Genomic DNA, 25,959 nt, shown 5'->3' with positions numbered 1-25,959 from the left:
TCAGCTGCGGCGTGAAATATACAGGGGAAAGACAGACGGGAGTTAATCAAGCATGCCTAAGTATCGTTCTGCTACCACCACCCACGGCCGCAATATGGCGGGTGCCCGCGCACTGTGGCGCGCCACCGGGATGACCGATGATGACTTCGGTAAACCGATTATCGCTGTGGTGAACTCCTTTACCCAGTTTGTGCCGGGCCACGTCCACCTGCGCGATCTCGGTAAGCTGGTTGCCGAACAAATCGAAGCCTCAGGCGGCGTGGCGAAAGAGTTCAACACCATCGCCGTGGATGATGGTATCGCCATGGGTCATGGCGGCATGCTTTATTCACTGCCGTCGCGTGAGCTGATCGCCGATTCAGTGGAATATATGGTTAACGCCCACTGCGCCGATGCGATGGTCTGCATCTCTAACTGCGATAAAATCACCCCCGGGATGTTAATGGCCTCTCTGCGGCTGAATATTCCGGTGATCTTTGTTTCCGGCGGCCCAATGGAAGCCGGGAAAACCAAGCTCTCTGACCAAATCATCAAGCTTGATCTGGTTGATGCGATGATTCAGGGCGCAGACCCGAAAGTCTCCGACTCGCAGAGCGAGCAGGTTGAACGTTCGGCCTGTCCGACCTGCGGCTCGTGCTCCGGGATGTTCACCGCCAACTCGATGAACTGTCTGACCGAAGCGCTGGGTCTGTCGCAGCCGGGTAACGGTTCGCTGTTGGCGACTCATGCCGACCGTAAAGAGCTGTTCCTCAGCGCAGGTAAACGCATAGTCGAGTTGACCAAACGCTACTACGAGCAGGATGACGCTTCAGCCCTGCCGCGCAACATTGCCAGCAAGGCGGCGTTTGAGAACGCCATGACGCTGGATATCGCGATGGGCGGCTCCACCAACACCGTTCTGCACCTGCTGGCGGCCGCGCAGGAAGCGGAAATCGACTTCACCATGAGTGATATTGATAAGTTGTCCCGCAAAGTCCCGCAGCTGTGTAAAGTTGCGCCGAGTACGCAGAAATACCATATGGAAGACGTGCACCGCGCGGGCGGCGTACTGGGCATTTTAGGTGAGCTGGATCGCGCCGGGCTACTGAACCGCGACGTGAAAAACGTGCTGGGGCTGACTCTGCCGCAAACGCTCGATAGTTATGACGTTATGCTGACCAAAGACGACGCGGTGAAAAAAATGTTCCGCGCAGGTCCGGCTGGCATCCGTACCACCCAGGCGTTCTCGCAGGATTGTCGTTGGGACACCCTGGATGATGACCGCGCAGAAGGTTGCATTCGCTCGTTGGAACATGCTTACAGCAAAGACGGCGGCCTGGCAGTCCTGTACGGTAACTTCGCGGAAAACGGCTGTATCGTAAAAACTGCTGGTGTGGATGACAGCATCCTGAAATTCACCGGCCCGGCAAAAGTGTATGAAAGCCAGGACGATGCGGTTGAAGCTATCCTCGGCGGTAAAGTGGTTGCCGGCGACGTGGTGGTGATTCGCTACGAAGGGCCGAAGGGCGGGCCAGGCATGCAGGAAATGCTCTACCCAACCACCTTCCTGAAATCGATGGGTCTCGGTAAGGCCTGCGCGCTGATTACCGACGGTCGTTTCTCTGGCGGTACTTCGGGGCTTTCCATTGGTCACGTTTCTCCTGAAGCGGCCAGCGGCGGTAATATCGCAATTATCGAAGATGGCGACATGATTGCTATCGATATCCCGAATCGAGGCATTCAACTGCAACTGAGCGATGCGGAAATCGCTGCGCGCCGTGAAGCGCAAGAAGCTCGTGGTGACAAAGCCTGGACGCCAAAAGATCGTCAGCGTCAGGTCTCCTTTGCGCTGCGCGCTTACGCCAGCCTGGCAACCAGCGCCGACAAAGGTGCGGTGCGCGATAAGTCGAAACTAGGGGGATAATGACCATGGCGGATTCTCAACCCCTCTCCGGCGCTCCAGAAGGCGCCGAGTATCTCAGAGCAGTGCTGCGTGCGCCGGTATACGAAGCGGCGCAGGTCACACCGCTACAAAAAATGGAAAAACTCTCTTCGCGCCTCGATAACGTGATTCTGGTGAAGCGCGAAGACCGTCAACCCGTTCACAGCTTCAAGCTGCGCGGTGCCTATGCCATGATGGCCGGTCTGACCGAAGAGCAAAAAGCGCATGGCGTAATCACCGCATCGGCAGGTAATCATGCTCAGGGCGTAGCTTTCTCTTCTGCGCGATTAGGCGTGAAGGCGCTGATTGTCATGCCTACGGCTACCGCCGATATCAAAGTCGATGCCGTTCGCGGTTTCGGTGGTGAAGTACTGCTACACGGCGCGAATTTTGATGAAGCCAAAGCCAAAGCGATTGAGCTGTCGCAGCAGCAGGGTTTTACCTGGGTTCCTCCGTTCGACCATCCGATGGTGATTGCCGGGCAGGGCACGCTGGCACTGGAGTTATTGCAGCAGGATGCCCACCTTGATCGTGTATTCGTGCCGGTGGGCGGTGGCGGATTAGCGGCAGGCGTGGCGGTGCTGATCAAACAACTGATGCCGCAGATCAAAGTGATTGCCGTTGAAGCTGAAGACTCAGCCTGCCTGAAAGCGGCGCTGGATGCCGGTCAACCGGTCGATCTTCCGCGTGTTGGCCTCTTTGCTGAAGGCGTGGCGGTGAAACGTATCGGCGACGAAACCTTCCGTTTGTGCCAGGAGTATCTCGACGACATCATCACTGTCGATAGCGACGCTATCTGTGCGGCAATGAAAGATCTGTTCGAGGATGTGCGCGCGGTGGCGGAACCATCCGGTGCGCTGGCGCTGGCGGGGATGAAAAAGTACATTGCCCAGCACAACATTCGCGGCGAACGTCTGGCGCATATCCTTTCCGGCGCTAACGTTAACTTCCATGGCCTACGTTATGTTTCCGAACGTTGCGAGCTGGGCGAACAGCGCGAAGCGTTGCTGGCAGTAACTATTCCGGAAGAAAAGGGCAGCTTCCTGAAGTTTTGCCAGCTGTTGGGAGGACGCTCGGTTACCGAGTTTAACTACCGATTTGCTGATGCGAAAGACGCCTGTATTTTTGTTGGCGTCCGTCTGAGCCGTGGGCTGGAAGAGCGTAAGGAAATCCTCCAGTTGCTTAACGAGGGTGGCTACAGCGTGGTGGATTTGTCCGACGACGAAATGGCGAAGCTGCACGTGCGCTACATGGTCGGTGGGCGCCCGTCGAAACCCTTGCAGGAGCGGCTGTACAGCTTCGAATTCCCGGAATCTCCGGGGGCGTTGCTCAAATTCCTGCATACCCTGGGGACGCACTGGAATATTTCGTTGTTCCACTATCGTAGTCACGGAACCGATTATGGTCGCGTACTGGCGGCGTTTGAGTTGGGTGAGCACGAACCTGATTTCGAAACGCGACTGAACGAACTGGGTTATGACTGTCATGATGAAACGCATAACCCGGCGTTCAGGTTCTTCCTGGCGGGTTAGCAGCAGCCATTAAAAAAGGGTTCATGTAAAACCATGAACCCTTTTTGCAACTGTATCAGCAGATTACAGCGTGATGACTTCGAATTCGACTTCGGTGTTTACATCCGCATCGTAATCCACTTCGTCGAGACCAAAACCGAACAGATTCAGGAATTCCTGCTTATATCCTGCATAGTCCGTTTTTTGCGCCAGGTTTTCGGTGGTGATCAGCGGCCACAGATCGCGGCATGCCTGCTGAATGTCCTCACGCAGTTCCCAGTCATCCATACGGATACGCTGGTTGTCATCAAGCGCCACTTTATCGCCGTACAGGCTGGTAGTCATCAGACGGTTGATCTGTTCGATGCAGCCTTCATGAATGCCCTGTTCTTTCATCAGCTTGAAGACCATGGAGATGTACAGCGGCATCACCGGAATCGCAGAAGAGGCCTGCGTGATAACGGATTTCAGTACAGCAACGTTAGCGGAACCGTTCAGCGGAGCCAGTTGATTACGCAGCGCGCCTGCCGCGCGGTCGAGATCTTCTTTTGCTTTGCCCAGCGCGCCGTGCCAGTAGATTGGCCAGGTCAGGTCAGTACCGATGTAGGAGTAGGCAACGGTTTTCACGCCGTCAGCCAGCACGCCTGCTTCGCTCAGCGCGCCCATCCACAGTTCCCAGTCTTCGCCGCCCATAACGGTGACAGTGTTCTGAACTTCTTCTTCGGTTGCCGGTTCAATGCTGGCGGTTATGATCTGATCTTTGTTGGTATCGATCGCTTTAGAGGTATAAACCTCACCGATTGGCTTCAGAGCAGAACGGACGATTTCACCGGTTTTCGGCATTTTACGTACCGGAGATGCCAGTGAATAAACCACCAGGTCAATCTGACCCAGGTCTTCTTTGATCAGTTTGATAACTTCGTCGCGACACTCGTCGGAGAACGCGTCGCCATTGATACTTTTGGAATACAGACCTTCACGTTTTGCGGCCTCATCGAAGGCTGCAGAGTTATACCAGCCCGCGGAACCTGGCTTGGTTTCCGTGCCTGGTTTTTCGAAAAATACGCCGATAGTGGCGGCTCCGCTGCCAAACGCGGCGGAAATTCTGGAAGCAAGGCCGTAACCGGTGGAAGCACCGATGACCAGCACGCGGGAAGGGCCGTTAGCGATTTTCCCGTTTTTCTTCACATAATCGATCTGTTTTTCCACATTGACTTTGCAGCCAGTCGGATGGGTCGTTGTACAGATGAATCCACGAATTTTTGGTTTGATTATCATAATGATGGCTAATTAAGTTTGTATTTTCGCTGTCAAGTGCGCAATGACACCGTCTGTTCTGGCTTGCTAAACGTGATGGTTAACAAGCCCCCCACATCTATTATGGCACGGGACATTATACAGAAAAGGAGCGCCAATACTGAATCTACCACTGATTTTAGGCCTGACGCTGGTGCTACTCGGCGGATTTGCGCTCCAGAACAATCTTCCAGAACGCGTCTATGAGCGGCTCATGCAGCCGTTTTTTCGGCGCGCAGACGCCCAGCTCGAACGGTGTTTTTTCGTCGCTGCGTTCTAAAATCATCACGCGATTCCGTACCGGCTCCGGGCTGTTTTCCAGCACCACTTCCGGCAGCAGAGCCACGCCGCAGCCCAGCGCCACCATCGAGACCATCGCTTCGTGCCCCCCGACCGTGGCGTAAATCGATGGGTTGCTGATTTTGTGACGGCGGAACCACAACTCGATGCGGCGGCGTACCGGCCCCTGGTCGGCCATGATAAACGGCACCGTCGACCAGTCCGGCTTATCGACCGAAACTTGGTTGCGCACCGGGCAAGGCAATGCTGGTGCGATCAACACTACCGTTAAATTCTCCAGCATCGAGAATGCTACTGCGCCGGGCAGCGTCTCCGGCTTACCTGCTATTGCCAGATCGGCCTCTCCGGTGACCACTTTGTCCATTGCGTCAGCGGCATCGCCGGTGGTGAGCTTAATTTCAACCGAGGGGTGCTCGGCGCGAAAGCGGTCGAGAATTGGCGGCAGGTGGCTGTAGGCGGCGGTAACCGAGCAGAAGATATGCAGCTCGCCCGACAACGACGGTCCCTGCTGATCGAGGGTGTGGCGCAATTGTTGATACTGCAACAGCGTCTGCTGGGCAAACACTCGCAGCTCTTCGCCTGCTTCGGTCAGCGTGACCGTACGGTTATCGCGCACAAACAGCGCCTGGCCGAGATCTTCTTCCAGCCGTTGGATCTGGCGTGAGAGTGTGGAGGGGCTGACGTGCATCGCCCGCGCACTGCGGCCAAAGTGGCGGCTTTCCGCCAGATGCAGGAACATTTTCAGATCGCGTAAATCCACGGACGAGCCTCCGATTTTCTACGTTGCAGATATTGCAATGTGATGTTGTGAATATATCAATTTCCGCAATAAATTTCCTGTTGTAATGTGGGTTCATTCTCGCTGAAACGCGAACCGAACAATAAGACAGTACAACATCACGAGGTATCACCATGGCTAACTACTTTAATACACTGAACCTGCGTCAGCAGCTGGCGCAGCTGGGCAAATGTCGCTTTATGGGGCGCGACGAATTCGCCGATGGCGCAAGCTACCTTCAGGGTAAAAAAGTGGTCATCGTCGGGTGCGGTGCTCAGGGGCTGAACCAAGGCCTGAACATGCGCGACTCCGGTCTGGATATCTCCTACGCCCTGCGTAAAGAAGCGATTGCTGAGAAGCGCGCTTCGTGGCGCAAAGCGACCGAAAATGGCTTCAAAGTAGGTACCTACGAAGAGCTGATCCCGCAGGCGGATCTGGTGGTTAACCTGACGCCGGACAAACAGCACTCCGACGTTGTACGTTCCGTACAGCCGCTGATGAAAGATGGCGCGGCGCTGGGCTACTCCCACGGTTTCAACATCGTCGAAGTGGGCGAGCAGATCCGTAAAGATATCACTGTGGTGATGGTTGCGCCGAAGTGTCCGGGTACCGAAGTGCGTGAAGAGTACAAACGTGGTTTTGGTGTTCCAACCCTGATCGCCGTTCACCCGGAAAACGATCCGAAAGGCGAAGGCATGGCGATTGCCAAAGCATGGGCTGCGGCCACTGGCGGTCACCGTGCAGGCGTGCTGGAATCGTCCTTCGTTGCGGAAGTGAAATCTGACCTGATGGGCGAGCAGACAATTCTGTGCGGTATGCTGCAGGCAGGCTCTCTGCTGTGCTTCGACAAGCTGGTGGAAGAAGGTACTGACCCGGCTTACGCCGAAAAACTGATTCAGTTCGGCTGGGAAACCATCACCGAAGCGCTGAAGCAGGGCGGTATCACCCTGATGATGGATCGTCTGTCTAACCCAGCGAAACTGCGTGCTTATGCGCTGTCCGAACAGCTGAAAGAGATCATGGCGCCGCTGTTCCAGAAACACATGGATGACATCATCTCCGGCGAATTCTCTTCAGGCATGATGGCTGACTGGGCCAACGACGATAAGAAACTGCTGACCTGGCGTGAAGAGACCGGCAAAACCGCGTTCGAAACCGCGCCGCAGTTTGAAGGTAAAATTGGCGAGCAGGAGTACTTCGATAAAGGCGTGCTGATGATCGCGATGGTGAAGGCTGGCGTTGAGCTGGCGTTTGAAACCATGGTGGATTCCGGCATCATCGAAGAGTCTGCTTACTACGAATCACTGCACGAACTGCCGCTGATCGCGAACACCATCGCCCGTAAGCGCCTGTACGAAATGAACGTTGTCATTTCCGATACCGCAGAATACGGTAACTACCTGTTCTCTTACGCATGCGTACCGCTGCTGAAAGAGTTCATGACCACCCTGCAAACCGGGGATCTGGGCAAAGCGATTGCCGAAGGTGCGGTAGACAACGCGCAGCTGCGCGACGTAAACGATGCTATTCGCAGCCATGCTATCGAGAAAGTGGGCCAGAAATTGCGTGGCTATATGACTGATATGAAACGCATTGCTGTAGCTGGCTAAGAGGCTGCAATTTGGCAAAAAAAAGCCCGGTGTTTTAACACACCGGGCTTTCTATTAGTTACGGTACAGCACTTTAATGATGTGGTAACCGAACTGAGTGTGCAGTGGGACGGTTGGCTCCAGCACCGGGCAGGAGAACACCACTTTATCAAACGCCGGAACCATCTGGCCCTGACGGAATTCGCCTAAATCGCCGCCGCGTTTGCCCGACGGGCAGATAGAGTGTTTCTTCGCCAGTTTACCAAAATCGGCGCCATTTTTGATTTGTTCCAGAAGATCGAGAGCCAGTTTCTCTTCTTTAACAAGGATATGCACTGCTGATGCTGTTTTTGCCATGGTTTGTGCTCTGAGTTGAGTGATAAATCAGGGCGCAATAGTAGCATGTAATCCATGGTCTTCGGCGATGGGCTATGACCGATCCCCCTGGCGTCACTTTCTGCTACAATCCACATCCCCGTGTTTACAGATTGAGCAATCCTCTATGCGTTTGAACCCCGGACAACAACAAGCCGTCGAATTCGTCACCGGACCTTGCCTGGTGCTGGCGGGAGCGGGTTCCGGTAAGACGCGTGTTATCACTAACAAAATCGCACATCTGATCCGTGAATGTGGCTATCAGGCACGACATATTGCGGCAGTAACCTTTACCAATAAGGCTGCGCGCGAGATGAAAGAGCGTGTGGCGCAAACGTTGGGTCGTAAAGAAGCGCGCGGGTTGATGATCTCTACTTTCCACACTCTGGGACTGGATGTCATTAAGCGTGAATACGCAGCGCTAGGGATGAAGTCGAACTTCTCGTTATTTGATGATACTGACCAGGTGGCCCTGCTTAAGGAATTGACCGAAGGGCTAATTGAAGACGATAAACTTATCCTTCAACAGTTGATTTCAACGATCTCCAACTGGAAAAACGATCTGATGACCCCAGCGCAGGCGGCAGCCAGTGCAAAGGGTGAACGCGATCGTATTTTTGCCCACTGCTATGGTCTGTATGACGCGCATATGAAGGCGTGTAACGTCCTCGATTTTGACGATCTGATCCTGCTCCCCACGCTGCTGTTGCAGCGCAATGAAGAAGTACGTGAGCGTTGGCAAAACCGAATCCGCTACCTGCTGGTGGATGAATATCAGGATACCAACACCAGCCAGTACGAGTTGGTGAAGTTGCTGGTGGGGAAACGCGCGCGCTTTACCGTCGTGGGTGATGACGATCAGTCGATCTACTCCTGGCGCGGTGCACGTCCGCAGAACCTGGTACTGTTAAGCAAAGATTTTCCGGCGCTGCAGGTGGTGAAGCTGGAGCAAAACTATCGCTCATCAGGGCGTATCCTGAAGGCGGCGAACATCCTTATTGCTAACAACCCACACGTCTTTGAAAAACGGCTCTTTTCTGAGCTGGGCTACGGCGCTGAGCTGAAGGTGTTGAGTGCGAATAATGAAGAGCACGAAGCGGAACGCGTGACCGGGGAACTGATTGCCCATCACTTTGTGAACAAGACGCAGTATAAAGACTACGCCATCCTGTATCGCGGTAATCATCAGTCGCGAGTGTTCGAAAAGTTTCTGATGCAAAACCGCATCCCGTACAAAATTTCCGGCGGGACGTCGTTCTTCTCACGTCCGGAGATTAAAGATCTGCTGGCCTATCTGCGCGTGCTCAGCAACCCGGATGATGACAGTGCATTTTTGCGCATCGTAAATACGCCAAAGCGTGAAATCGGTCCGGCCACGCTGCAAAAGTTGGGGGAATGGGCGATGACGCGTAATAAAAGCCTGTTTACCGCCAGCTTTGATATGGGACTTAGCCAGATGCTAACCGGGCGTGGATATGATTCTCTGACCCGCTTTACGCACTGGCTGGGTGAAATTCAACGTCTGGCGGAGCGCGAGCCGGTTGCCGCCGTACGCGATCTGATCCACGGCATTGATTACGAATCCTGGCTGTATGAAACCTCGCCGAGCCCGAAAGCGGCCGAAATGCGTATGAAAAACGTCAACACGCTGTTCAGCTGGATGACGGAGATGCTGGAAGGTAGTGAGCTGGAAGAGCCAATGACCCTGACTCAGGTCGTAACCCGCTTTACCCTGCGCGACATGATGGAGCGCGGAGAGAGCGAAGAGGAGTTGGATCAGGTGCAGTTGATGACGCTGCATGCTTCAAAAGGACTGGAGTTCCCGTACGTATTTATGGTGGGAATGGAAGAAGGATTTTTGCCGCACCAGAGCAGCATCGATGAAGATAACATCGACGAAGAGCGTCGTCTGGCTTACGTCGGGATTACACGTGCGCAGAAAGAACTTATCTTCACGCTGTGTAAAGAGCGCCGTCAGTACGGTGAACTGGTACGACCTGAACCGAGCCGTTTCCTGTTGGAACTACCACAAGATGACGTTATCTGGGAACAGGAGCGTAAAGTGGTGAGTGCCGAGGAGCGGATGCAAAAAGGGCAGGCCAGCATTGCTAACATTCGGGCAATGATGGCGAAAGCCAAAGAGAAATAGGTATTTTGTAGGCCGGATAAGCGTAAGCGCTATCCGGCAGCCAGCATCTAATGCACTTCCAGCGGCCAGTGGACATAGCTTTGCCACTGTATTTCCTGATCGATTAACTCTGTACCTAATGGATGATGTTCCAGCCAGCCTTCCGGTAGCGTTAACGTCAGATTCTCATCCTGAGCTTGCAGGGTGATATGTGGCACTAAATCGTCGCGACGGCGAGCGGCGAAAATGATCGCCAGGCGTAGCAAACGGCAAAGGTGCTCTGCGATGCGTGGTGGCACAGCGTTTTGCTGGTGGAGTGAAGAGAGATCGACCGGATTAGTTTGGTTGAGCAACAGCGTGGCTAACAGTTTTTTCTGCGCGGGAGTAAAGCCCGGGAGATCGAGATTACGTACCAGCCAGGCGGCATGCAGCGGCGCCTGCTTATACTCTACGCTCAGTCCTATTTCATGCAACTGACAGGCACTTTGCAGCAGTTCACGACTAATGGCTCCAAGATGCCACTCATCTTTAACCTGTTCGAGTAAATGTACAGCCAATTGCGTGACGCGATTCGCCTGATCGGTGTCGACCATAAATCGACGCTGAATATTACGCAGCGTACGGCTGCGAATGTCCTGATCAACCGGCAAGTGCAGCATGCCGTAGACCATACCTTCGCGTAGTGCGCCGCCGGCCAGAGTCATGCATTGAATATTCAGTTCGGTGAAAATGGCGATCAGAATGGCCAGTCCGCTGGGAAAAACCAGTGCGCGTTCGAGCGTTAACCCTTCTATTTCCAGTTCTTCCAGACGACCACAATGAATGGCGCGCTGTTTAAGCTGCTGAAGCTTGGCCAACGTAATGCGCTCATCCATGCCTTGCGCCATCATGATTTCCTGTAACGCCTGGACGGTGCCAGAGGCGCCAACGCAAACTTTCCAGCCATGAAAACGCAGTTTGTCGGCGACCGGGCGCAGAACTTCGCGAGCCGCTTTCTCTGCTTCGTCAAAGTTTTCCTGTGCCAGATTACGATTGGTGAAATACCTTTCGAGCCAGGTGACGCAGCCCATTGACAGGCTGAACAGAGAGGTGGTTTGCGCGCCGGAGCCGGTAACCAGTTCAGTGCTGGCTCCGCCAATATCAACGACCAGACGCTGATCGGCGCCGCCGGTGGTGTGGGCAACACCTTGATAAATCAGCCGCGCTTCTTCTTCACCGCTGATGACCTGGACAGGACAGCCGAGGATCTCTTGCGCTTTGGCGATAAACTCATCGGCGTTTACCGCGATGCGTAATGTTGCCGTGGCGACCACGCGGATTTGCGGCTGAGGGATATCCTGCAGACGTTCAGCAAACAGGCGCAGGCATTGCCAGCCGCGCTCCATAGCTTCAGCGGAAAGAACGTTGTCGCTGTTGAGGCCAGCGGCCAGACGCACCTTGCGTTTAATACGCGTGAGCGTCTGAATGCTTCCCGCCACCTCGCGTACAACCAGCATATGAAAACTATTCGAGCCTAAATCAATTGCGGCGTACAGCGAAGTGGTTGTGAGCATATCTAACGTTAACCTGAACGACGACGATTACGCGGAGCACCACCGGTACGGCGTGGGCCATTGCCTGTGCGCGGACGCGTTAAGCGTAACGGCTTCGGCAGATCGGTCATCAGCGCATCCGGGTTGTACTTGCTGACCGGGATCGAGTGACCGATATAGGTCTCGATTGCTGGTAAATTCAGCGCGTATTCTTCACAGGCCAGGCTGATAGAGTGACCGCTTGCTCCGGCGCGACCGGTACGACCGATACGGTGAACGTAATCTTCACAGTCATCCGGCAGGTCATAGTTAAATACGTGCGTTACGGCTGGGATATGCAGACCACGCGCGGCGACATCCGTCGCAACGAGAATGTCGAGATCGCCACGGGTGAACTCATCAAGGATACGCAGACGTTTTTTCTGCGCCACGTCACCGGTCAGCAGACCGACGCGATGACCGTCAGCGGCAAGACTACCCCAGATATCTTCACAACGATGCTTGGTGTTAGCAAAGACGATGGCGCGATCTGGCCACTCTTCTTCAATCAGCGTTTGCAGCAAACGCATTTTCTCTTCGTTGGAAGGATAGAAGAGCTCTTCTTTAATACGGTGACCTGTCTTCTGTTCCGGTTCGACTTCAACGTACTCGGCGTTATTCATCTGTTCGAACGCCAGTTCGCGAACGCGGTAAGAGAGGGTTGCAGAAAACAGCATGTTCAGACGTTGGGTGGTTGGCGGCATACGACGGAACAGCCAACGGATATCTTTGATAAAGCCCAGATCGTACATACGATCGGCTTCATCCAGCACCACGACCTGAATCGCGCCCAGGTTAATGTGGTTCTGTTTTGCATAGTCGATGAGACGACCGGTCGTGCCGATAAGAATATCGACGCCGCTTTCCAGCACTTTCAGCTGTTTGTCATAACCGTCGCCGCCATAAGCCAGGCCTAATTTCAAACCGGTGGTCTGTGCCAGCGGCTCGGCGTCAGCGTGGATCTGCACGGCTAACTCACGCGTTGGCGCCATAATTAACGCACGCGGTTGGTTCACCTTGCGATCGGCAATCGCGGGATGAGAGAGAAGATAATGAAACGTTGACGTCAGGAACGCCATCGTTTTTCCGGTACCGGTTTGCGCCTGCCCTGCAACATCACGACCTGCCAGCGTTAGCGGCAGCGCGAGGGCCTGAATGGGCGTGCAGTTATGAAAGCCTTTATTTTCAAGGGCTTCTATCACCTTTGGGTGCAGGGCGAAGTCGGAAAACTTCTGTTCTGTTAAATGTGTTTTGCTCATAGTGTGGTAGAATATCAGCTTACTATTGCTTTACGAAAGCGTATCCGGTGAAATAAAGTCAACCTTTAGTTGGTTAATGCTACATCAACACGTCGTTGATTAAGAGTACACCAACGCACCAGGCTTATTCCTGTGGAGTTAATATGAGCGATAAAATTATTCACCTGACTGACGACAGTTTTGACACGGATGTACTCAAAGCGGACGGAGCTATCCTCGTTGATTTCTGGGCAGAGTGGTGCGGTCCGTGCAAAATGATCGCTCCAATTCTGGATGAAATCGCTGACGAATATCAGGGCAAATTGACGGTTGCTAAACTGAACATTGACCAAAACCCAGGCACCGCGCCGAAGTATGGTATCCGTGGCATCCCGACCCTGCTGCTGTTTAAAAACGGCGAAGTTGCGGCGACTAAAGTCGGCGCACTATCCAAAGGTCAGTTGAAAGAATTCCTCGACGCTAATTTAGCGTAAGGAAGTCTCATGATCGGGCGACCATACTTCGAAATGATTCGGATGACTGGACGCCCGACTTGAGTCGTGCTAAGTTAGTGTTGACTTCGTATTAAACATACCTTATTAAGTTTGAATCTAGTTATATCCAATACTTCCCGTTGTTTCTCGCGCGAGAAGTGGACAGATTCCTGGCTTGTCATTCAATCCGTCTTGTCGTTTCAGTTCTGCGTACTTTCCTGTGACCAGACAGCGAACAGACATGAGTTGATGGCCGTAAACAGGCATGGATGACCCTGCCATACCATTCACAACATTAAGTTCGAGATTTACCCCAAGTTTAAGAACTCACACCATTATGAATCTTACCGAATTAAAGAATACGCCGGTTTCTGAGCTGATCACTCTCGGCGAAAATATGGGCCTTGAAAACCTGGCTCGTATGCGCAAGCAGGACATTATTTTTGCCATCCTGAAGCAGCACGCAAAGAGTGGCGAAGATATCTTTGGTGACGGTGTGCTGGAGATATTGCAGGATGGATTTGGTTTCCTCCGCTCTGCAGACAGCTCCTACCTCGCCGGTCCTGATGACATCTACGTTTCTCCCAGCCAAATCCGCCGTTTCAACCTCCGCACTGGTGATACCATCTCTGGTAAGATTCGCCCGCCGAAAGAAGGTGAACGCTACTTTGCGCTGTTGAAAGTTAACGAAGTTAACTACGACAAACCAGAAAATGCCCGTAACAAAATCCTCTTTGAGAACTTAACTCCGCTGCACGCAAACTCTCGTCTGCGTATGGAACGTGGTAACGGTTCTACTGAAGACTTAACGGCGCGTGTACTGGATTTGGCATCACCGATCGGTCGTGGCCAACGTGGTCTGATTGTTGCTCCGCCGAAAGCAGGTAAAACCATGCTGCTGCAGAACATCGCGCAGAGCATTGCTTACAACCATCCGGACTGCGTGCTGATGGTGCTGCTGATTGACGAACGTCCGGAAGAAGTTACCGAGATGCAGCGTCTGGTGAAAGGTGAAGTGGTTGCGTCTACCTTTGACGAACCAGCCTCCCGCCACGTTCAGGTTGCGGAAATGGTTATCGAGAAGGCGAAACGTCTGGTTGAACACAAGAAAGACGTTATCATTCTGCTCGATTCCATTACCCGTCTGGCGCGTGCTTACAACACCGTGGTTCCGGCTTCCGGTAAAGTTCTGACCGGTGGTGTTGATGCCAATGCCTTGCATCGTCCGAAGCGTTTCTTCGGTGCGGCGCGTAACGTGGAAGAGGGCGGTAGCCTGACCATCATCGCAACTGCGCTGATCGATACCGGCTCTAAAATGGATGAAGTTATCTACGAAGAGTTTAAAGGTACCGGCAACATGGAACTGCATCTCTCTCGTAAGATTGCTGAAAAACGCGTCTTCCCGGCTATCGACTACAACCGTTCCGGTACCCGTAAAGAAGAGCTGCTCACCACTCAGGAAGAGCTGCAGAAAATGTGGATCCTGCGCAAAATCATCCATCCGATGGGTGAAATTGATGCCATGGAATTCCTCATTAACAAGCTGGCGATGACCAAGACTAACGACGACTTCTTCGACATGATGAAACGTTCGTAATTCAGGTCTCATCCGAAAACGCCACGTTTTTACGTGGCGTTTTGCTTTTGTGGCTGTAATCTTAACGACACAATAACGATAATACGGTATGAAGTACCAACAAGTAGAAAAAGATTCGTAATCTGTTTCTTGTGGTTGATAATTATACAAAACCATTGGGTATGAAGTCGGGTTTCCCTTCTGAATATAGGTCTTCGTGGTTATACTTCTGCTATTAATATTCTCTGAGAGCATGCATTGTGAATTTACTGACAGTAAGCACTGATCTCATCAGTATTTTCTTATTCACAACACTGTTTCTTTTCTTTGCCCGCAAGGTCGCAAAAAAGATTGGTTTAGTGGATAAACCCAACTTCCGTAAACGGCATCAGGGATTGATTCCGTTGGTTGGAGGGATTTCGGCTTACGCAGGTGTATGTTTTACGTTTGCCATTGCTGACTACTACATCCCGCATGCTTCTCTCTTTCTGGCCTGTGCTGGTGTATTAGTTTTGGTCGGCGCGTTAGACGATCGCTTTGATATCAGTGTGAAAATCCGTGCGATTATCCAGGCCGCGATCGGCATTATTATGATGTCGGTTGGCAAACTCTATCTTCTTAGCCTTGGGTATATTTTTGGTCCCTGGGAGATGGTGCTCGGTCCGTTCGGCTATTTACTCACGCTGTTTGCCGTCTGGGCGGCAATAAACGCCTTCAATATGGTGGATGGGATTGATGGTCTGCTAGGTGGGTTGTCCAGCGTTTCATTTGCGGCGATGGGATTCATTTTGTGGTTTGATGGTCAGACGAGTCTGGCTATCTGGTGTTTTGCCATGATCGCCGCCATTCTGCCTTATATCCTGCTAAATCTGGGCATCCTTGGACGTCGCTATAAAGTTTTTATGGGTGACGCGGGCAGTACACTGATTGGCTTCACCATTATTTGGATTCTGCTGGAGACTACGCAGGGCAAAACTCACCCCATTAGCCCGGTAACTGCACTGTGGATTATTGCCATTCCATTGATGGATATGGTGGCAATCATGTACCGACGTTTGCGAAAAGGCATGAGCCCTTTCTCCGCGGATCGTCAACACATACATCATTTGGTGATGCGGGCAGGGTTTACTTCCCGACAAGCATTTGTTCTGATTACGCTGGCTGCGGCGGTACTGGCGTCTATCGGCGTGTTGGCTGAATATTTTCGCTTAGTTCCTGAATGGGCCATGTTGTTGCTTTTTTTACTGGCCTTTGGCCTCTACGGTTACTGTATCAAGCGTGCCTGGAAGGTAGCGAGATTTATCAAGCGAGTGAAGCGTAGATTGCGAAGAATTCGTGAAGGCAAACCAAACTTAACCAAGTAAATTGAGGATGCGATGAGACAACCATTACCGGGGGAAGACGCCGTGAGCGCTGAAAATGAACTGGATATCCGTGGGTTGTTTCGTACCTTGTGGTCAGGGAAGGTGTGGATCGTCGGTATGGCTCTCGCCTTCGCGATAGCGGCTCTCGCCTATACGTTTTTTGCGCGTCAGGAGTGGAGCGCCACGGCGATTACTGACAGGCCAACGGTCAATATGTTGGGTGGCTTTTACTCTCAACAACAGTTTTTACGCAACCTGGATATTAAGGCCAGTCTTGCGTCCACGGACCAACCGTCAGTAATGGATGAGGCCTATAAAGAATTCATTATGCAGCTTGCCTCCTGGGATACACGCCGAGAATTCTGGCAGCAGACTGATTACTATAAGCAGCGTATGGTCGGTAATAGCAAAGCCGATGCGGCGATGCTGGATGAACTGATCAATAACATTCAGTTTTTACCTGGCGATGCGCTACGTAATACCAATGACAGCGTGAAGTTGATTGCCGAGACGGCTCCTGATGCCAACAATTTGCTGCGCCAGTACGTCGCGTTTGCCAGCCAACGCGCGGCACGTCATCTGAACGATGAGTTAAAAGGCGCATGGGCTGCACGCACTGTGCAGATGAAAGCGCAGGTCAAACGTCAGGAAGAAGTGGCAAAATCCATTTTCTCTCGCCGCGTCCACAGCATTGAACAAGCGCTTAAAATTGCTGAGCAGCATAATATTTCGCGTACTTCCACAGATGTTCCAGCTGATGAATTACCGGATTCAGAATTGTTCTTACTCGGACGTCCTATGTTGCAGGCGCGACTCGAGAATCTGCAGTCAATTGGTCCGGATTTCGATCTGGACTATTTCCAGAACAGGGCAATGCTGAACACCCTGAACGTTGGACCAACTTTAGATCCGCGTTTTCAGACCTATCGTTATTTGAGAACGCCGGAAGAGCCGGTAAAACGTGACAGCCCTCGTCGCGCCTTCCTGATGATTATGTGGGGTATCGTTGGGGCTCTGATCGGTGCTGGTGTCGCGTTAACCCGTCGCCGTACGATTTAGCAATGCCGTTGCAGTGAGGGGCTGGGCTCTCACTGCCAATCCGAAGAGAATCGATGTGAAAGTACTGACTGTATTTGGTACGCGACCGGAGGCCATTAAGATGGCTCCTCTGGTTCATGCGCTGGAAAAAGATCCTGATTTTGAGGCGAAAGTTTGCGTTACGGCGCAGCATCGGGAGATGCTCGATCAGGTGTTGAATCTTTTTTCCATTGTACCTGACTACGATCTCAATATTATGCAGCCAGGTCAGGGACTAACAGAAATAACCTGCCGCATCCTGGAAGGGTTAAAGCCTATTTTGGCTGAATTCAAACCCGATGTGGTGTTGGTTCATGGTGATACCACAACCACGATTGCTACCAGTCTGGCCGCGTTCTATCAGCGCATCCCGGTGGGGCATGTAGAGGCTGGTTTACGTACAGGCGATCTCTATTCACCATGGCCGGAAGAGGCTAATCGTACGCTGACCGGGCGTCTGGCAATGTATCATTTTGCCCCAACAGAAAACTCGCGGCAAAATCTGTTACGAGAAGCTATCCCTGATGATCGTATTTTCGTCACGGGTAATACGGTTATTGACGCGTTGATCTGGGTTCGGGATCGCGTACTGGGAAATGAGACGCTGCGTGCGGATCTAGCCGAACGTTATCCTTTCCTGGATGCTGATAAAAAGATGATCCTGGTGACCGGTCATCGTCGGGAAAGCTTCGGTCGCGGTTTTGAGCAAATCTGTCATGCCCTGGCGGAAATAGCCGCGTCTAACCAAAATGTGCAGATTGTCTATCCGGTACACCTGAACCCTAACGTCAGTGAGCCGGTCAATCGCATCCTGGGTCACGTTGAAAACGTGGTGTTGATTGAACCGCAGGACTACCTGCCATTCGTATGGCTGATGAATCACGCCTGGCTGATCCTTACTGATTCCGGCGGGATTCAGGAAGAAGCGCCGTCTCTGGGGAAACCTGTGCTGGTGATGCGTGAAACAACGGAGCGCCCGGAAGCTATTACCGCAGGGACTGTACGTCTGGTAGGTACAGACCCACAGCGGATTGTTGAAGAAGTCACGCGTTTGCTGCATGACGACAATGAATATCAGATCATGAGCCGCGCCCATAATCCGTATGGAGACGGGCTGGCATGTGACCGCATTTTAGATGCATTAAAAAATAATCGGATATCGCTATGAGTTTTACGACCATTTCTGTCATTGGGCTGGGTTATATCGGACTGCCAACGGCGGCTGCCTTTGCTTCCCGTCAAAAACACGTAATTGGCGTAGATATAAATCAACATGCGGTGGATACCATTAATCGCGGTGAAATTCACATCGTTGAGCCCGATCTGGGGGCGGTGGTGAAAACGGCGGTCGAAAATGGGTTTTTACGTGCGAGCGCGACACCCGTAGATGCTGATGCGTATCTGATTGCGGTGCCTACCCCGTTCAAGGGAGATCATGAACCCGATATGGTCTACGTAGAAGCCGCGGCGAAATCTATTGCGCCAGTTTTGAAAAAAGGCGCATTGGTGATTCTGGAATCCACTTCACCTGTCGGGGCAACTGAACAGATGGCCGCATGGCTTGCAGAAATGCGGGCTGACCTGACTTTCCCGCAGCAGGTCGGTGAACAGGCGGACGTTAACATTGCTTATTGCCCAGAGCGCGTACTGCCGGGTCAGGTAATGGTCGAACTGATTAAAAACGATCGGGTGATTGGAGGAATGACCTCCGTCTGTTCCGCGCGCGCCAGCGAGCTGTACAACATCTTTCTCGAAGGCGAATGTGTGGTGACCAACGCCCGCACCGCAGAAATGTGTAAGCTGACGGAAAATAGCTTTCGCGATGTCAATATCGCCTTCGCCAATGAACTGTCGCTGATTTGCGCCGATCAGGGGATCAACGTCTGGGAACTGATTCGCCTGGCAAACCGGCATCCACGCGTGAATATTTTGCAGCCCGGCCCTGGCGTAGGTGGACACTGTATCGCGGTCGATCCGTGGTTTATCGTGGCGCAGAACCCGCAGCAGGCGAAATTGATCCGCACCGCGCGTGAGGTAAACGATGGTAAACCGCATTGGGTGGTCGATCGGGTAAAGGCTGCCGTAGCCGACTGTCTGGCAGATACCAACAAACGGGCTAGCGAAGTGAAAATTGCCTGTTTTGGTCTGGCATTCAAACCCAATATTGACGATTTGCGTGAAAGCCCGGCGATGGGAATTGCGCAGAATATTGCGCAATGGCACAAAGGCGAAATGCTGGTGGTGGAACCGAACATCCATCAACTGCCGAAAAAACTGGATGGTCTTTGCCAACTGGCGACGCTGGACGATGCTCTGGCACATGCTGATGTGTTGGTCATGTTAGTTGACCATAATGAATTTAAAGCCATCAAAGGCGATGCGGTTCAACAGCAGTACATCGTTGATACCAAAGGGGTCTGGCGGTGAAAATCCGCGCCAGTATTGAGCCGCTTAGCTGGGAAAATACGTTCTTTGGCGTGAATAGCGCCATTGTCCGTTTTGACCAACGCGCGCCGGTTCTAACTGCGGATGCGTTGCTGCCCTGGTCGCGTGTACAAGCAAAAATACTTGCCGCAAATAGCCATGAATTAGATGCTCTGCAGCATTTGGGTTTCTCACTGGTAGAAGGTGAAGTCGATTTTGTACTGCCGGTGACGTGTGCCAGCGGCGACCCCGGTGCGCAGGTCGCGCAACCTACGGATATCCCGGTATTACGCCATCTGGCAGGACAGGCATTTGCGCAAAGCCGTTTTCGCGCCCCGTGGTATGCCGAAGATGCCAGCGCGCGTTTCTACGCACAGTGGATTGAAAACGCGGTGCTGGGGACGTTTGATCATCAGTGCCTCGTTTTTCGTAAACCGACTGGTGAGATTCGTGGCTATGTCTCGCTGCGTGAACTGAATGCGACCGAGGCGAGAATTGGCCTGCTGGCCGGGCGTGGTGCGGGTGCAGAACTGATGCAGGCCGCGCTTTGTTGGGCACAGGCCCGCGGTAAAACAACATTGCGCGTGGCGACCCAAATGGGCAACACCGCCGCGCTTAAACGTTATATACACAGTGGTGCGAATGTGGAAAGCACCGCGTATTGGTTATACAGGTGACACGATGATTCCATTTAATGCACCGCCGGTGGTGGGAACTGAACTCGATTACATGCAGTCTGCGATGAATAGCGGCAAACTGTGTGGTGACGGTGGCTTTACCCGTCGCTGTCAGCAGTGGCTGGAGCAGCATTTTGGCAGTGAGAAAGTGCTGCTGACGCCTTCCTGCACCGCATCGCTTGAGATGGCGGCATTGTTGCTGGACATCCAGCCTGGCGATGAAGTCATTATGCCGAGCTACACGTTTGTCTCTACGGCCAATGCCTTCGTGTTGCGCGGCGCGAAAATTGTCTTTGTTGATATCCGCCCGGATACCATGAACATTGACGAAACGCTGATTGAAGCGGCGATCACCGATAAAACCCGCGCTATTGTGCCGGTACATTACGCGGGCGTGGCCTGCGAAATGGATACCATCATGGGGCTGGCCACTAAACATAACCTGTATGTGGTGGAAGATGCCGCCCAGGGCGTCATGTCGACCTACAAGGGGCGTGCGCTGGGTACGATTGGTCACATCGGCTGCTTTAGCTTCCATGAGACCAAAAACTATACCGCAGGCGGGGAAGGTGGAGCGACGCTGATTAATGATAAAAAATTAGTCGAGCGTGCAGAAATCATCCGTGAAAAAGGGACTAACCGTAGTCAGTTTTTCCGCGGCCAGGTAGACAAGTATACCTGGCGTGATATCGGTTCCAGCTATTTGATGTCCGATCTGCAGGCGGCTTATCTGTGGGCGCAGTTGGAAGCGGCTGATCGTATTAACCAGCAGCGTCTGGCGCTGTGGCAAAAGTATTACGATGCCCTGGAACCGCTGGCGCGTGTCGGGCGTATTGAGCTGCCTTCGATACCGGAGGGTTGCGTACAGAATGCCCATATGTTTTACATCAAACTGCGCGATATCGACGATCGCACGGCGTTGATTAACTTCCTGAAAGAAGCTGAAATTATGGCGGTGTTCCACTATATCCCGCTGCATGATTGCCCGGCTGGCGATAAATTCGGCGTGTTTGCCGGTGTTGATCGTTACACCACCAAAGAGAGCGAACGCCTGCTGCGTTTACCGCTGTTCTACAATCTGTCGCCGGTGAACCAGCGAACAGTCATTACGACCTTACTCAACTACTTCGCCTGATATGTCGCTTGCAAAAGCGTCCTTATGGACGGCGGCCAGTACGCTGGTAAAAATTGGTGCAGGTTTGCTGGTTGTGAAGTTGCTGGCGGTGTCGTTTGGCCCGGCAGGCGTGGGGCAGGCGGGTAACTTCCGCCAGATGGTCACTGTGCTTGGCGTGTTGGCGGGGGCCGGCATTTTCAATGGCGTCACGAAATACGTTGCGCAGCATCATGACGATCCGGCCCGGCTCCGTAAGGTGGTCGGTACATCTTCCGCGATGGTGCTGGGATTCTCTACGCTGATGGCGGTGATTTTTTTGCTGGCGGCCGCACCTATCAGTCAGGGATTATTTGGTCATACTCATTATCAGGGGCTGGTTCGACTGGTTGCGCTGGTGCAGATGGGCATTGCCTGGGCGAACCTGCTGCTGGCGCTGATGAAGGGCTTCCGCGATGCGGCGGGTAACGCGCTGTCGTTGATTGTGGGGAGCCTGGTGGGTGTAGCGGCTTATTATGGCTGTTATCGCCTGGGAGGGTATGAAGGCGCCTTGCTGGGCCTGGCGCTGGTACCTGCGCTGGTCGTTATCCCTGCCGCTATAATGCTGATTAAGCGTGGGACTATCCCCCTGCATTACCTGAAACCCTCGTGGGATAACGGTCTGGCAGGGCAGTTAAGCAAGTTTACGCTGATGGCGCTGATTACCTCCGTAACGCTGCCAGTGGCATACGTGATGATGCGAAACCTGTTGGCGGCGCAGTACAGCTGGGATGATGTGGGGATCTGGCAGGGGGTGAGCAGTATCTCCGATGCTTATCTGCAATTTATCACCGCCTCATTCAGCGTTTACTTGCTGCCGACGTTGTCGCGTTTGACTGAAAAGCGCGACATTACACGCGAAGTGATCAAGTCGTTGAAATTCGTGCTGCCGGCGGTTGCTGCCGCAAGCTTTACCGTCTGGCTACTGCGCGATTTTGCTATCTGGCTGCTTTTCTCCGCTAAATTCACCGCCATGCGCGACCTGTTCGCCTGGCAACTGGTCGGTGATGTGCTGAAAGTCGGCGCCTATGTTTTCGGTTATCTGGTGATCGCGAAAGCGTCGCTGCGGTTTTATATCTTGGCAGAAATTAGCCAGTTCATGTTATTGACGGCGTTTGCACATTGGCTGATCCCTGCACATGGTGCGCTGGGCGCGGCACAGGCTTACATGGCAACGTACATTGTCTATTTCTCTCTTTGTTGTGGCGTGTTTTTACTCTGGCGTAGGCGGGTATGACTGTACTGATTCACGTTCTGGGATCGGATATCCCTCACCATAACCAAACCGTGCTGCGGTTTTTCAACGACTCGCTGGCCGCGACGAGCGAGCACGCGCGCACGTTTATGGTTGCAGGTCAGGATGCCGGATTCAGTGAGAACTGCCCGGCGTTATCGCTAAGCTTCTATGGTGGGAAAAAGGCGCTGGCTGAAGCGGTTATCGCGAAAGCAAAAGCGGATCGCCAACAGCGTTTTTTCTTCCACGGTCAGTTCAACACCAGCCTGTGGTTAGCGCTGCTGAGCGGGGGAATTAAACCGGAGCAGTTTTATTGGCATATCTGGGGCGCGGATTTATATGAAGTCTCTAGTGGACTGAAATTTCGCCTGTTTTACCCCATTCGCCGTATGGCGCAGAATCGCGTGGGCTGCGTATTTGCCACGCGGGGTGATTTGAGCTATTTCGCCGAACAGCATCCGCGCGTGCGTGGCGAGTTGCTCTATTTCCCAACGCGGATGGATCCCTCGTTCAATAATATGAGCAACGCGTGTCAGCGCAGCGGCAAGATGACGGTGCTGGTTGGCAACTCTGGCGATCGCAGCAATGAGCATATTGCCGCGCTCCGCGCCGTCCATCAGCAGTTCGGCGACACGGTGAATGTGATTGTACCGATGGGGTACCCCGCCAATAATGCGGCTTATATCGACGAGGTTCGTCAGGCCGGTCTGGCATTGTTTAGCGCTGAGAATCTGCAAATTTTAAGTGAAAAGCTGGAATTTGATGCCTATCTGACATTATTACGTCAGTGTGATTTGGGTTACTTTATTTTTGCCCGTCAGCAGGGGATCGGTACCCTGTGTTTGCTGATTCAAGCCGGTATCCCGTGCGTGCTCAACCGTGAAAATCCCTTCTGGCAGGATATGGTGGAACAGAATCTCCCGGTGTTATTTACCACTGATGAGCTCAATGAAGGCGTCGTACGCGAAGCGCAGCGCCAGTTGGCATCGGTAGATAAAAATTCAATCACCTTCTTTAGCCCGAATTATCTGCAGCCGTGGCACAACGCGCTGCGCATTGCTTCAGGAGAAACCATATGAGCCTGATGCAATTTAGCGGTCTGCTGGTGGTATGGCTGCTCTCCACCTTGTTTATCGCCACGCTGACCTGGTTTGAATTCCGCCGCGTGCGTTTTAACTTCAATGTTTTCTTCTCGCTGCTTTTTTTGCTGACGTTCTTCTTCGGGTTCCCGTTGACCAGCATACTGGTGTTCCGTTTTGATGTGGCAGTTGCTCCGCCGGAGATCCTGCTGCAGGCCTTGCTGTCAGCCGCCTGTTTCTATGCCGTCTACTACGTGACGTATAAAACCCGCCTTCGCAAGCGAGTCGAGGATAAGCCACGCAGGCCGCTATTTACCATCAATCGCGTTGAAGCGCATTTGACCTGGGTTATCCTGATGGCGATTGCATTGGTGAGCGTGGGCGTCTTCTTTATGCACAACGGATTTCTGCTGTTCAGACTGCAATCCTACAGCCAAATTTTTTCCAGTGAAGTCTCTGGCGTCGCTCTGAAGCGTTTCTTCTACTTCTTCATTCCGGCAATGCTGGTGGTCTATTTCCTGCGTCAGGACAGCAAAGCGTGGTTATTCTTCCTGGTGAGTACCGTCGCGTTTGGTTTGCTGACCTATATGATTGTTGGCGGGACGCGCGCCAATATCATCATTGCGTTTGCCATCTTCTTGTTTATCGGCATCATTCGCGGCTGGATTTCGCTGTGGATGCTGGCCGCCGCGGGCGTGCTGGGTATCGTCGGGATGTTCTGGCTGGCGCTGAAGCGCTATGGGATGAACGTTAGCGGCGACGAGGCGTTCTATACCTTCCTGTACCTCACGCGCGACACCTTCTCGCCGTGGGAGAATCTGGCGCTGTTGCTGCAAAATTACCACAATATTGAGTTTCAGGGGCTGGCGCCGATTGTCCGTGACTTCTACGTCTTTATCCCTTCCTGGCTGTGGCCTGGGCGGCCGAGTATTGTCCTCAACTCAGCGAACTACTTTACCTGGGAAGTGTTGAACAACCACTCAGGTCTGGCGATTTCGCCGACGTTAATTGGTTCACTGGTGGTGATGGGCGGGGCGCTGTTTATCCCGTTAGGCGCGATTGTCGTTGGACTCATCATCAAATGGTTTGACTGGCTGTATGAGTTAGGCAACCGCGAAACCAATCGCTACAAGGCGGCGATTCTGCACAGTTTCTGTTTTGGCGCTATTTTCAATATGATCGTGTTGGCACGTGAAGGGCTGGATTCGTTTGTCTCGCGAGTGGTCTTTTTCCTCGTGATTTTCGGCGTGTGTCTGCTGGTGGCAAAACTGCTGTTTTGGCTATTCGATAGTGCGGGACTCATCCATAAACGAATCAAATCGCTGCCCCGGACACAGATTGAAGGATCGTAATGACAGATAACACAACTGCGCCACTCTACTCGCTGCGCGGGCTACAATTGATTGGCTGGCGCGATATGCAGCATGCGCTAAATTACCTGTTTGCCGAGGGACATCTCAGGTCAGGAACGCTGGTGGCAATCAACGCTGAGAAGATGCTGACGGCAGAAGATAACCCTGAAGTGCGGGATCTGATCAACGCCGCTGACTTCAAATATGCGGATGGGATTAGCGTGGTGCGCTCAGTGCGCAAAAAATTCCCGCAGGCGCAGGTTTCACGCGTGGCAGGGGCTGATCTTTGGGAAGCGCTTATGGCGCGAGCCGGGCAGGAAGGAACGCCAGTCTTCCTGATTGGTGGCAAGCCTGAAGTTCTGGCGCAAACGGAAGCCAAACTGCGTGCCCAGTGGCGCGTGAACATTGTAGGCAGTCAGGACGGTTATTTTACCCCGGACCAGCGTCAGGCGTTGTTTGAACGTATCCACGACAGCGGTGCGCAGATTGTGACGGTGGCGATGGGCTCGCCGAAACAAGAGATCTTTATGCGTGACTGCCGGAAGATTCACCCTGAAGCGCTGTATATGGGCGTCGGTGGTACCTACGACGTCTTTACCGGTCACGTTAAGCGTGCGCCGCGAATCTGGCAGAGTCTGGGGCTGGAGTGGCTGTATCGCTTATTGTCGCAGCCAAGCCGTATCACTCGTCAACTTCGCTTATTACGCTATCTCCGCTGGCACTATACCGGCAACCTCTGACACCCTCTCGCCTTTGATAAGTAGCGTGATCTGCTAATTACGCTACTTATTCACAACATAATCGCTGCTTTCTCACACAATCTAT

Annotated in this window: 22 protein-coding genes; 17 read left to right on the top strand and 5 right to left on the bottom strand. The window is 52.9% G+C overall.

The window, feature by feature from the left end; genetic code table 11:
* Positions 1 to 52 precede the first annotated feature (52 nt).
* Together ilvD and ilvA are read left to right on the top strand one after the other, a co-directional pair.
* Entirely contained in the window at positions 53 to 1,903 is a 1,851-nt protein-coding gene (ilvD, locus tag HV311_RS24770) for a dihydroxy-acid dehydratase (protein WP_191220574.1), read from the top strand.
* 5 nt (positions 1,904 to 1,908) lie between these two features.
* On the top strand, positions 1,909 to 3,453 hold the full coding sequence (ilvA, locus tag HV311_RS24765) for a threonine ammonia-lyase, biosynthetic (RefSeq protein ID WP_016157833.1): 1,545 nt from the start codon (positions 1,909 to 1,911) through the stop codon (positions 3,451 to 3,453).
* 63 nt (positions 3,454 to 3,516) lie between these two features.
* Here ilvA and fabV read toward each other — a convergent pair whose 3' ends face one another.
* Both fabV and ilvY read right to left on the bottom strand, forming a co-directional pair.
* Positions 3,517 to 4,710: an enoyl-ACP reductase FabV gene (gene fabV, locus HV311_RS24760; protein ID WP_016155101.1), complete on the bottom strand. Its 1,194-nt coding sequence runs from the start codon at positions 4,708 to 4,710 to the stop codon at positions 3,517 to 3,519.
* 175 nt (positions 4,711 to 4,885) lie between these two features.
* Positions 4,886 to 5,788, bottom strand: a complete 903-nt coding sequence (ilvY, locus tag HV311_RS24755; protein WP_016155102.1) for an HTH-type transcriptional activator IlvY — start codon at positions 5,786 to 5,788, stop codon at positions 4,886 to 4,888.
* A gap of 152 nt (positions 5,789 to 5,940) precedes the next feature.
* On the opposite strand from ilvY, the gene ilvC reads away from it, so the two are divergent.
* Positions 5,941 to 7,416: a ketol-acid reductoisomerase gene (ilvC, locus tag HV311_RS24750; RefSeq protein ID WP_003844614.1), complete on the top strand. Its 1,476-nt coding sequence runs from the start codon at positions 5,941 to 5,943 to the stop codon at positions 7,414 to 7,416.
* A gap of 54 nt (positions 7,417 to 7,470) precedes the next feature.
* Here ilvC and ppiC read toward each other — a convergent pair whose 3' ends face one another.
* Positions 7,471 to 7,752: a peptidylprolyl isomerase PpiC gene (ppiC, locus tag HV311_RS24745; protein WP_191220573.1), complete on the bottom strand. Its 282-nt coding sequence runs from the start codon at positions 7,750 to 7,752 to the stop codon at positions 7,471 to 7,473.
* A 145-nt stretch (positions 7,753 to 7,897) separates the two neighbouring features.
* Between ppiC and rep the strand changes: the two genes are divergently transcribed.
* On the top strand, positions 7,898 to 9,919 hold the full coding sequence (rep, locus tag HV311_RS24740; RefSeq protein WP_181546981.1) for a DNA helicase Rep: 2,022 nt from the start codon (positions 7,898 to 7,900) through the stop codon (positions 9,917 to 9,919).
* Between the two features lie 47 nt (positions 9,920 to 9,966).
* On the opposite strand, the gene gppA is transcribed toward rep, so the two are convergent.
* Complete coding sequence (gppA, locus tag HV311_RS24735; protein WP_191220572.1) at positions 9,967 to 11,451, bottom strand: guanosine-5'-triphosphate,3'-diphosphate diphosphatase; 1,485 nt, start codon at positions 11,449 to 11,451, stop codon at positions 9,967 to 9,969.
* 8 nt (positions 11,452 to 11,459) lie between these two features.
* A complete protein-coding gene (gene rhlB, locus HV311_RS24730) occupies positions 11,460 to 12,728 on the bottom strand; it encodes an ATP-dependent RNA helicase RhlB (RefSeq protein ID WP_003829013.1) in 1,269 nt (422 codons plus the stop codon).
* A gap of 143 nt (positions 12,729 to 12,871) precedes the next feature.
* On the opposite strand from rhlB, the gene trxA reads away from it, so the two are divergent.
* The 13 genes from trxA (at position 12,872) to wecG (ending at position 25,874) form a co-directional block, all read left to right on the top strand.
* Complete coding sequence (trxA, locus tag HV311_RS24725; RefSeq protein ID WP_001280776.1) at positions 12,872 to 13,201, top strand: thioredoxin TrxA; 330 nt, start codon at positions 12,872 to 12,874, stop codon at positions 13,199 to 13,201.
* Between the two features lie 130 nt (positions 13,202 to 13,331).
* On the top strand, positions 13,332 to 13,451 hold the full coding sequence (locus HV311_RS24720) for a rho operon leader peptide (RefSeq protein WP_191221221.1): 120 nt from the start codon (positions 13,332 to 13,334) through the stop codon (positions 13,449 to 13,451).
* An 87-nt stretch (positions 13,452 to 13,538) separates the two neighbouring features.
* Positions 13,539 to 14,798: a transcription termination factor Rho gene (rho, locus tag HV311_RS24715; RefSeq protein WP_002437993.1), complete on the top strand. Its 1,260-nt coding sequence runs from the start codon at positions 13,539 to 13,541 to the stop codon at positions 14,796 to 14,798.
* A 239-nt stretch (positions 14,799 to 15,037) separates the two neighbouring features.
* Complete coding sequence (wecA, locus tag HV311_RS24710) at positions 15,038 to 16,141, top strand: UDP-N-acetylglucosamine--undecaprenyl-phosphate N-acetylglucosaminephosphotransferase (RefSeq protein ID WP_016155107.1); 1,104 nt, start codon at positions 15,038 to 15,040, stop codon at positions 16,139 to 16,141.
* 12 nt (positions 16,142 to 16,153) lie between these two features.
* Positions 16,154 to 17,200 (top strand): ECA polysaccharide chain length modulation protein, encoded by a 1,047-nt coding sequence (gene wzzE / locus HV311_RS24705; RefSeq protein ID WP_016155108.1) that lies wholly within the window; start codon positions 16,154 to 16,156, stop codon positions 17,198 to 17,200.
* 55 nt (positions 17,201 to 17,255) lie between these two features.
* Entirely contained in the window at positions 17,256 to 18,386 is a 1,131-nt protein-coding gene (gene wecB / locus HV311_RS24700; RefSeq protein WP_029139774.1) for a non-hydrolyzing UDP-N-acetylglucosamine 2-epimerase, read from the top strand.
* Positions 18,383 to 19,645, top strand: coding sequence for a UDP-N-acetyl-D-mannosamine dehydrogenase (gene wecC, locus HV311_RS24695; RefSeq protein WP_191220571.1), 1,263 nt, complete (start codon positions 18,383 to 18,385; stop codon positions 19,643 to 19,645). The genes wecB and wecC overlap by 4 nt, the downstream gene beginning before the upstream one ends.
* Positions 19,642 to 20,319: a dTDP-4-amino-4,6-dideoxy-D-galactose acyltransferase gene (gene rffC / locus HV311_RS24690; protein ID WP_191220570.1), complete on the top strand. Its 678-nt coding sequence runs from the start codon at positions 19,642 to 19,644 to the stop codon at positions 20,317 to 20,319. The genes wecC and rffC overlap by 4 nt, the downstream gene beginning before the upstream one ends.
* Before the next feature lie 4 nt (positions 20,320 to 20,323).
* On the top strand, positions 20,324 to 21,454 hold the full coding sequence (gene rffA, locus HV311_RS24685; RefSeq protein WP_191220569.1) for a dTDP-4-amino-4,6-dideoxygalactose transaminase: 1,131 nt from the start codon (positions 20,324 to 20,326) through the stop codon (positions 21,452 to 21,454).
* A 1-nt stretch (position 21,455) separates the two neighbouring features.
* Positions 21,456 to 22,706 carry a lipid III flippase WzxE gene (gene wzxE / locus HV311_RS24680; protein WP_019078442.1) on the top strand — a complete coding sequence of 417 codons (1,251 nt, stop codon included), beginning with the start codon at positions 21,456 to 21,458 and terminating at the stop codon, positions 22,704 to 22,706.
* Complete coding sequence (locus HV311_RS24675; protein ID WP_191220568.1) at positions 22,703 to 23,782, top strand: TDP-N-acetylfucosamine:lipid II N-acetylfucosaminyltransferase; 1,080 nt, start codon at positions 22,703 to 22,705, stop codon at positions 23,780 to 23,782. The genes wzxE and HV311_RS24675 overlap by 4 nt, the downstream gene beginning before the upstream one ends.
* A complete protein-coding gene (wzyE, locus tag HV311_RS24670; protein WP_016155117.1) occupies positions 23,779 to 25,134 on the top strand; it encodes an ECA oligosaccharide polymerase in 1,356 nt (451 codons plus the stop codon). The genes HV311_RS24675 and wzyE overlap by 4 nt, the downstream gene beginning before the upstream one ends.
* A complete protein-coding gene (gene wecG / locus HV311_RS24665) occupies positions 25,134 to 25,874 on the top strand; it encodes a lipopolysaccharide N-acetylmannosaminouronosyltransferase (protein WP_101701053.1) in 741 nt (246 codons plus the stop codon). The genes wzyE and wecG overlap by 1 nt, the downstream gene beginning before the upstream one ends.
* Positions 25,875 to 25,959: the final 85 nt, after the last annotated feature.

The organism is Citrobacter sp. RHBSTW-00881 (assembly GCF_013728515.1).
Classification (GTDB): Bacteria; Pseudomonadota; Gammaproteobacteria; order Enterobacterales; family Enterobacteriaceae; genus Citrobacter; species Citrobacter braakii.
This window is presented reverse-complemented; position numbering and strand designations above follow the sequence as displayed.

Bases quoted from the DNA above. Each gene is read 5' to 3' on its own strand.
- ilvD (WP_191220574.1), top strand. From the start codon at position 53: ATGCCTAAGTATCGTTCTGCTACCACCACCCACGGCCGCAATATGGCG.
- ilvA (WP_016157833.1), top strand. From the start codon at position 1,909: ATGGCGGATTCTCAACCCCTCTCCGGCGCTCCAGAAGGCGCCGAGTAT.
- fabV (WP_016155101.1), bottom strand. From the start codon at position 4,710: ATGATAATCAAACCAAAAATTCGTGGATTCATCTGTACAACGACCCAT.
- ilvC (WP_003844614.1), top strand. From the start codon at position 5,941: ATGGCTAACTACTTTAATACACTGAACCTGCGTCAGCAGCTGGCGCAG.
- ppiC (WP_191220573.1), bottom strand. From the start codon at position 7,752: ATGGCAAAAACAGCATCAGCAGTGCATATCCTTGTTAAAGAAGAGAAA.
- rep (WP_181546981.1), top strand. From the start codon at position 7,898: ATGCGTTTGAACCCCGGACAACAACAAGCCGTCGAATTCGTCACCGGA.
- gppA (WP_191220572.1), bottom strand. From the start codon at position 11,451: ATGCTCACAACCACTTCGCTGTACGCCGCAATTGATTTAGGCTCGAAT.
- rhlB (WP_003829013.1), bottom strand. From the start codon at position 12,728: ATGAGCAAAACACATTTAACAGAACAGAAGTTTTCCGACTTCGCCCTG.
- trxA (WP_001280776.1), top strand. From the start codon at position 12,872: ATGAGCGATAAAATTATTCACCTGACTGACGACAGTTTTGACACGGAT.
- rho (WP_002437993.1), top strand. From the start codon at position 13,539: ATGAATCTTACCGAATTAAAGAATACGCCGGTTTCTGAGCTGATCACT.
- wzzE (WP_016155108.1), top strand. From the start codon at position 16,154: ATGAGACAACCATTACCGGGGGAAGACGCCGTGAGCGCTGAAAATGAA.
- wecC (WP_191220571.1), top strand. From the start codon at position 18,383: ATGAGTTTTACGACCATTTCTGTCATTGGGCTGGGTTATATCGGACTG.
- rffA (WP_191220569.1), top strand. From the start codon at position 20,324: ATGATTCCATTTAATGCACCGCCGGTGGTGGGAACTGAACTCGATTAC.
- wzxE (WP_019078442.1), top strand. From the start codon at position 21,456: ATGTCGCTTGCAAAAGCGTCCTTATGGACGGCGGCCAGTACGCTGGTA.
- HV311_RS24675 (WP_191220568.1), top strand. From the start codon at position 22,703: ATGACTGTACTGATTCACGTTCTGGGATCGGATATCCCTCACCATAAC.
- wzyE (WP_016155117.1), top strand. From the start codon at position 23,779: ATGAGCCTGATGCAATTTAGCGGTCTGCTGGTGGTATGGCTGCTCTCC.
- wecG (WP_101701053.1), top strand. From the start codon at position 25,134: ATGACAGATAACACAACTGCGCCACTCTACTCGCTGCGCGGGCTACAA.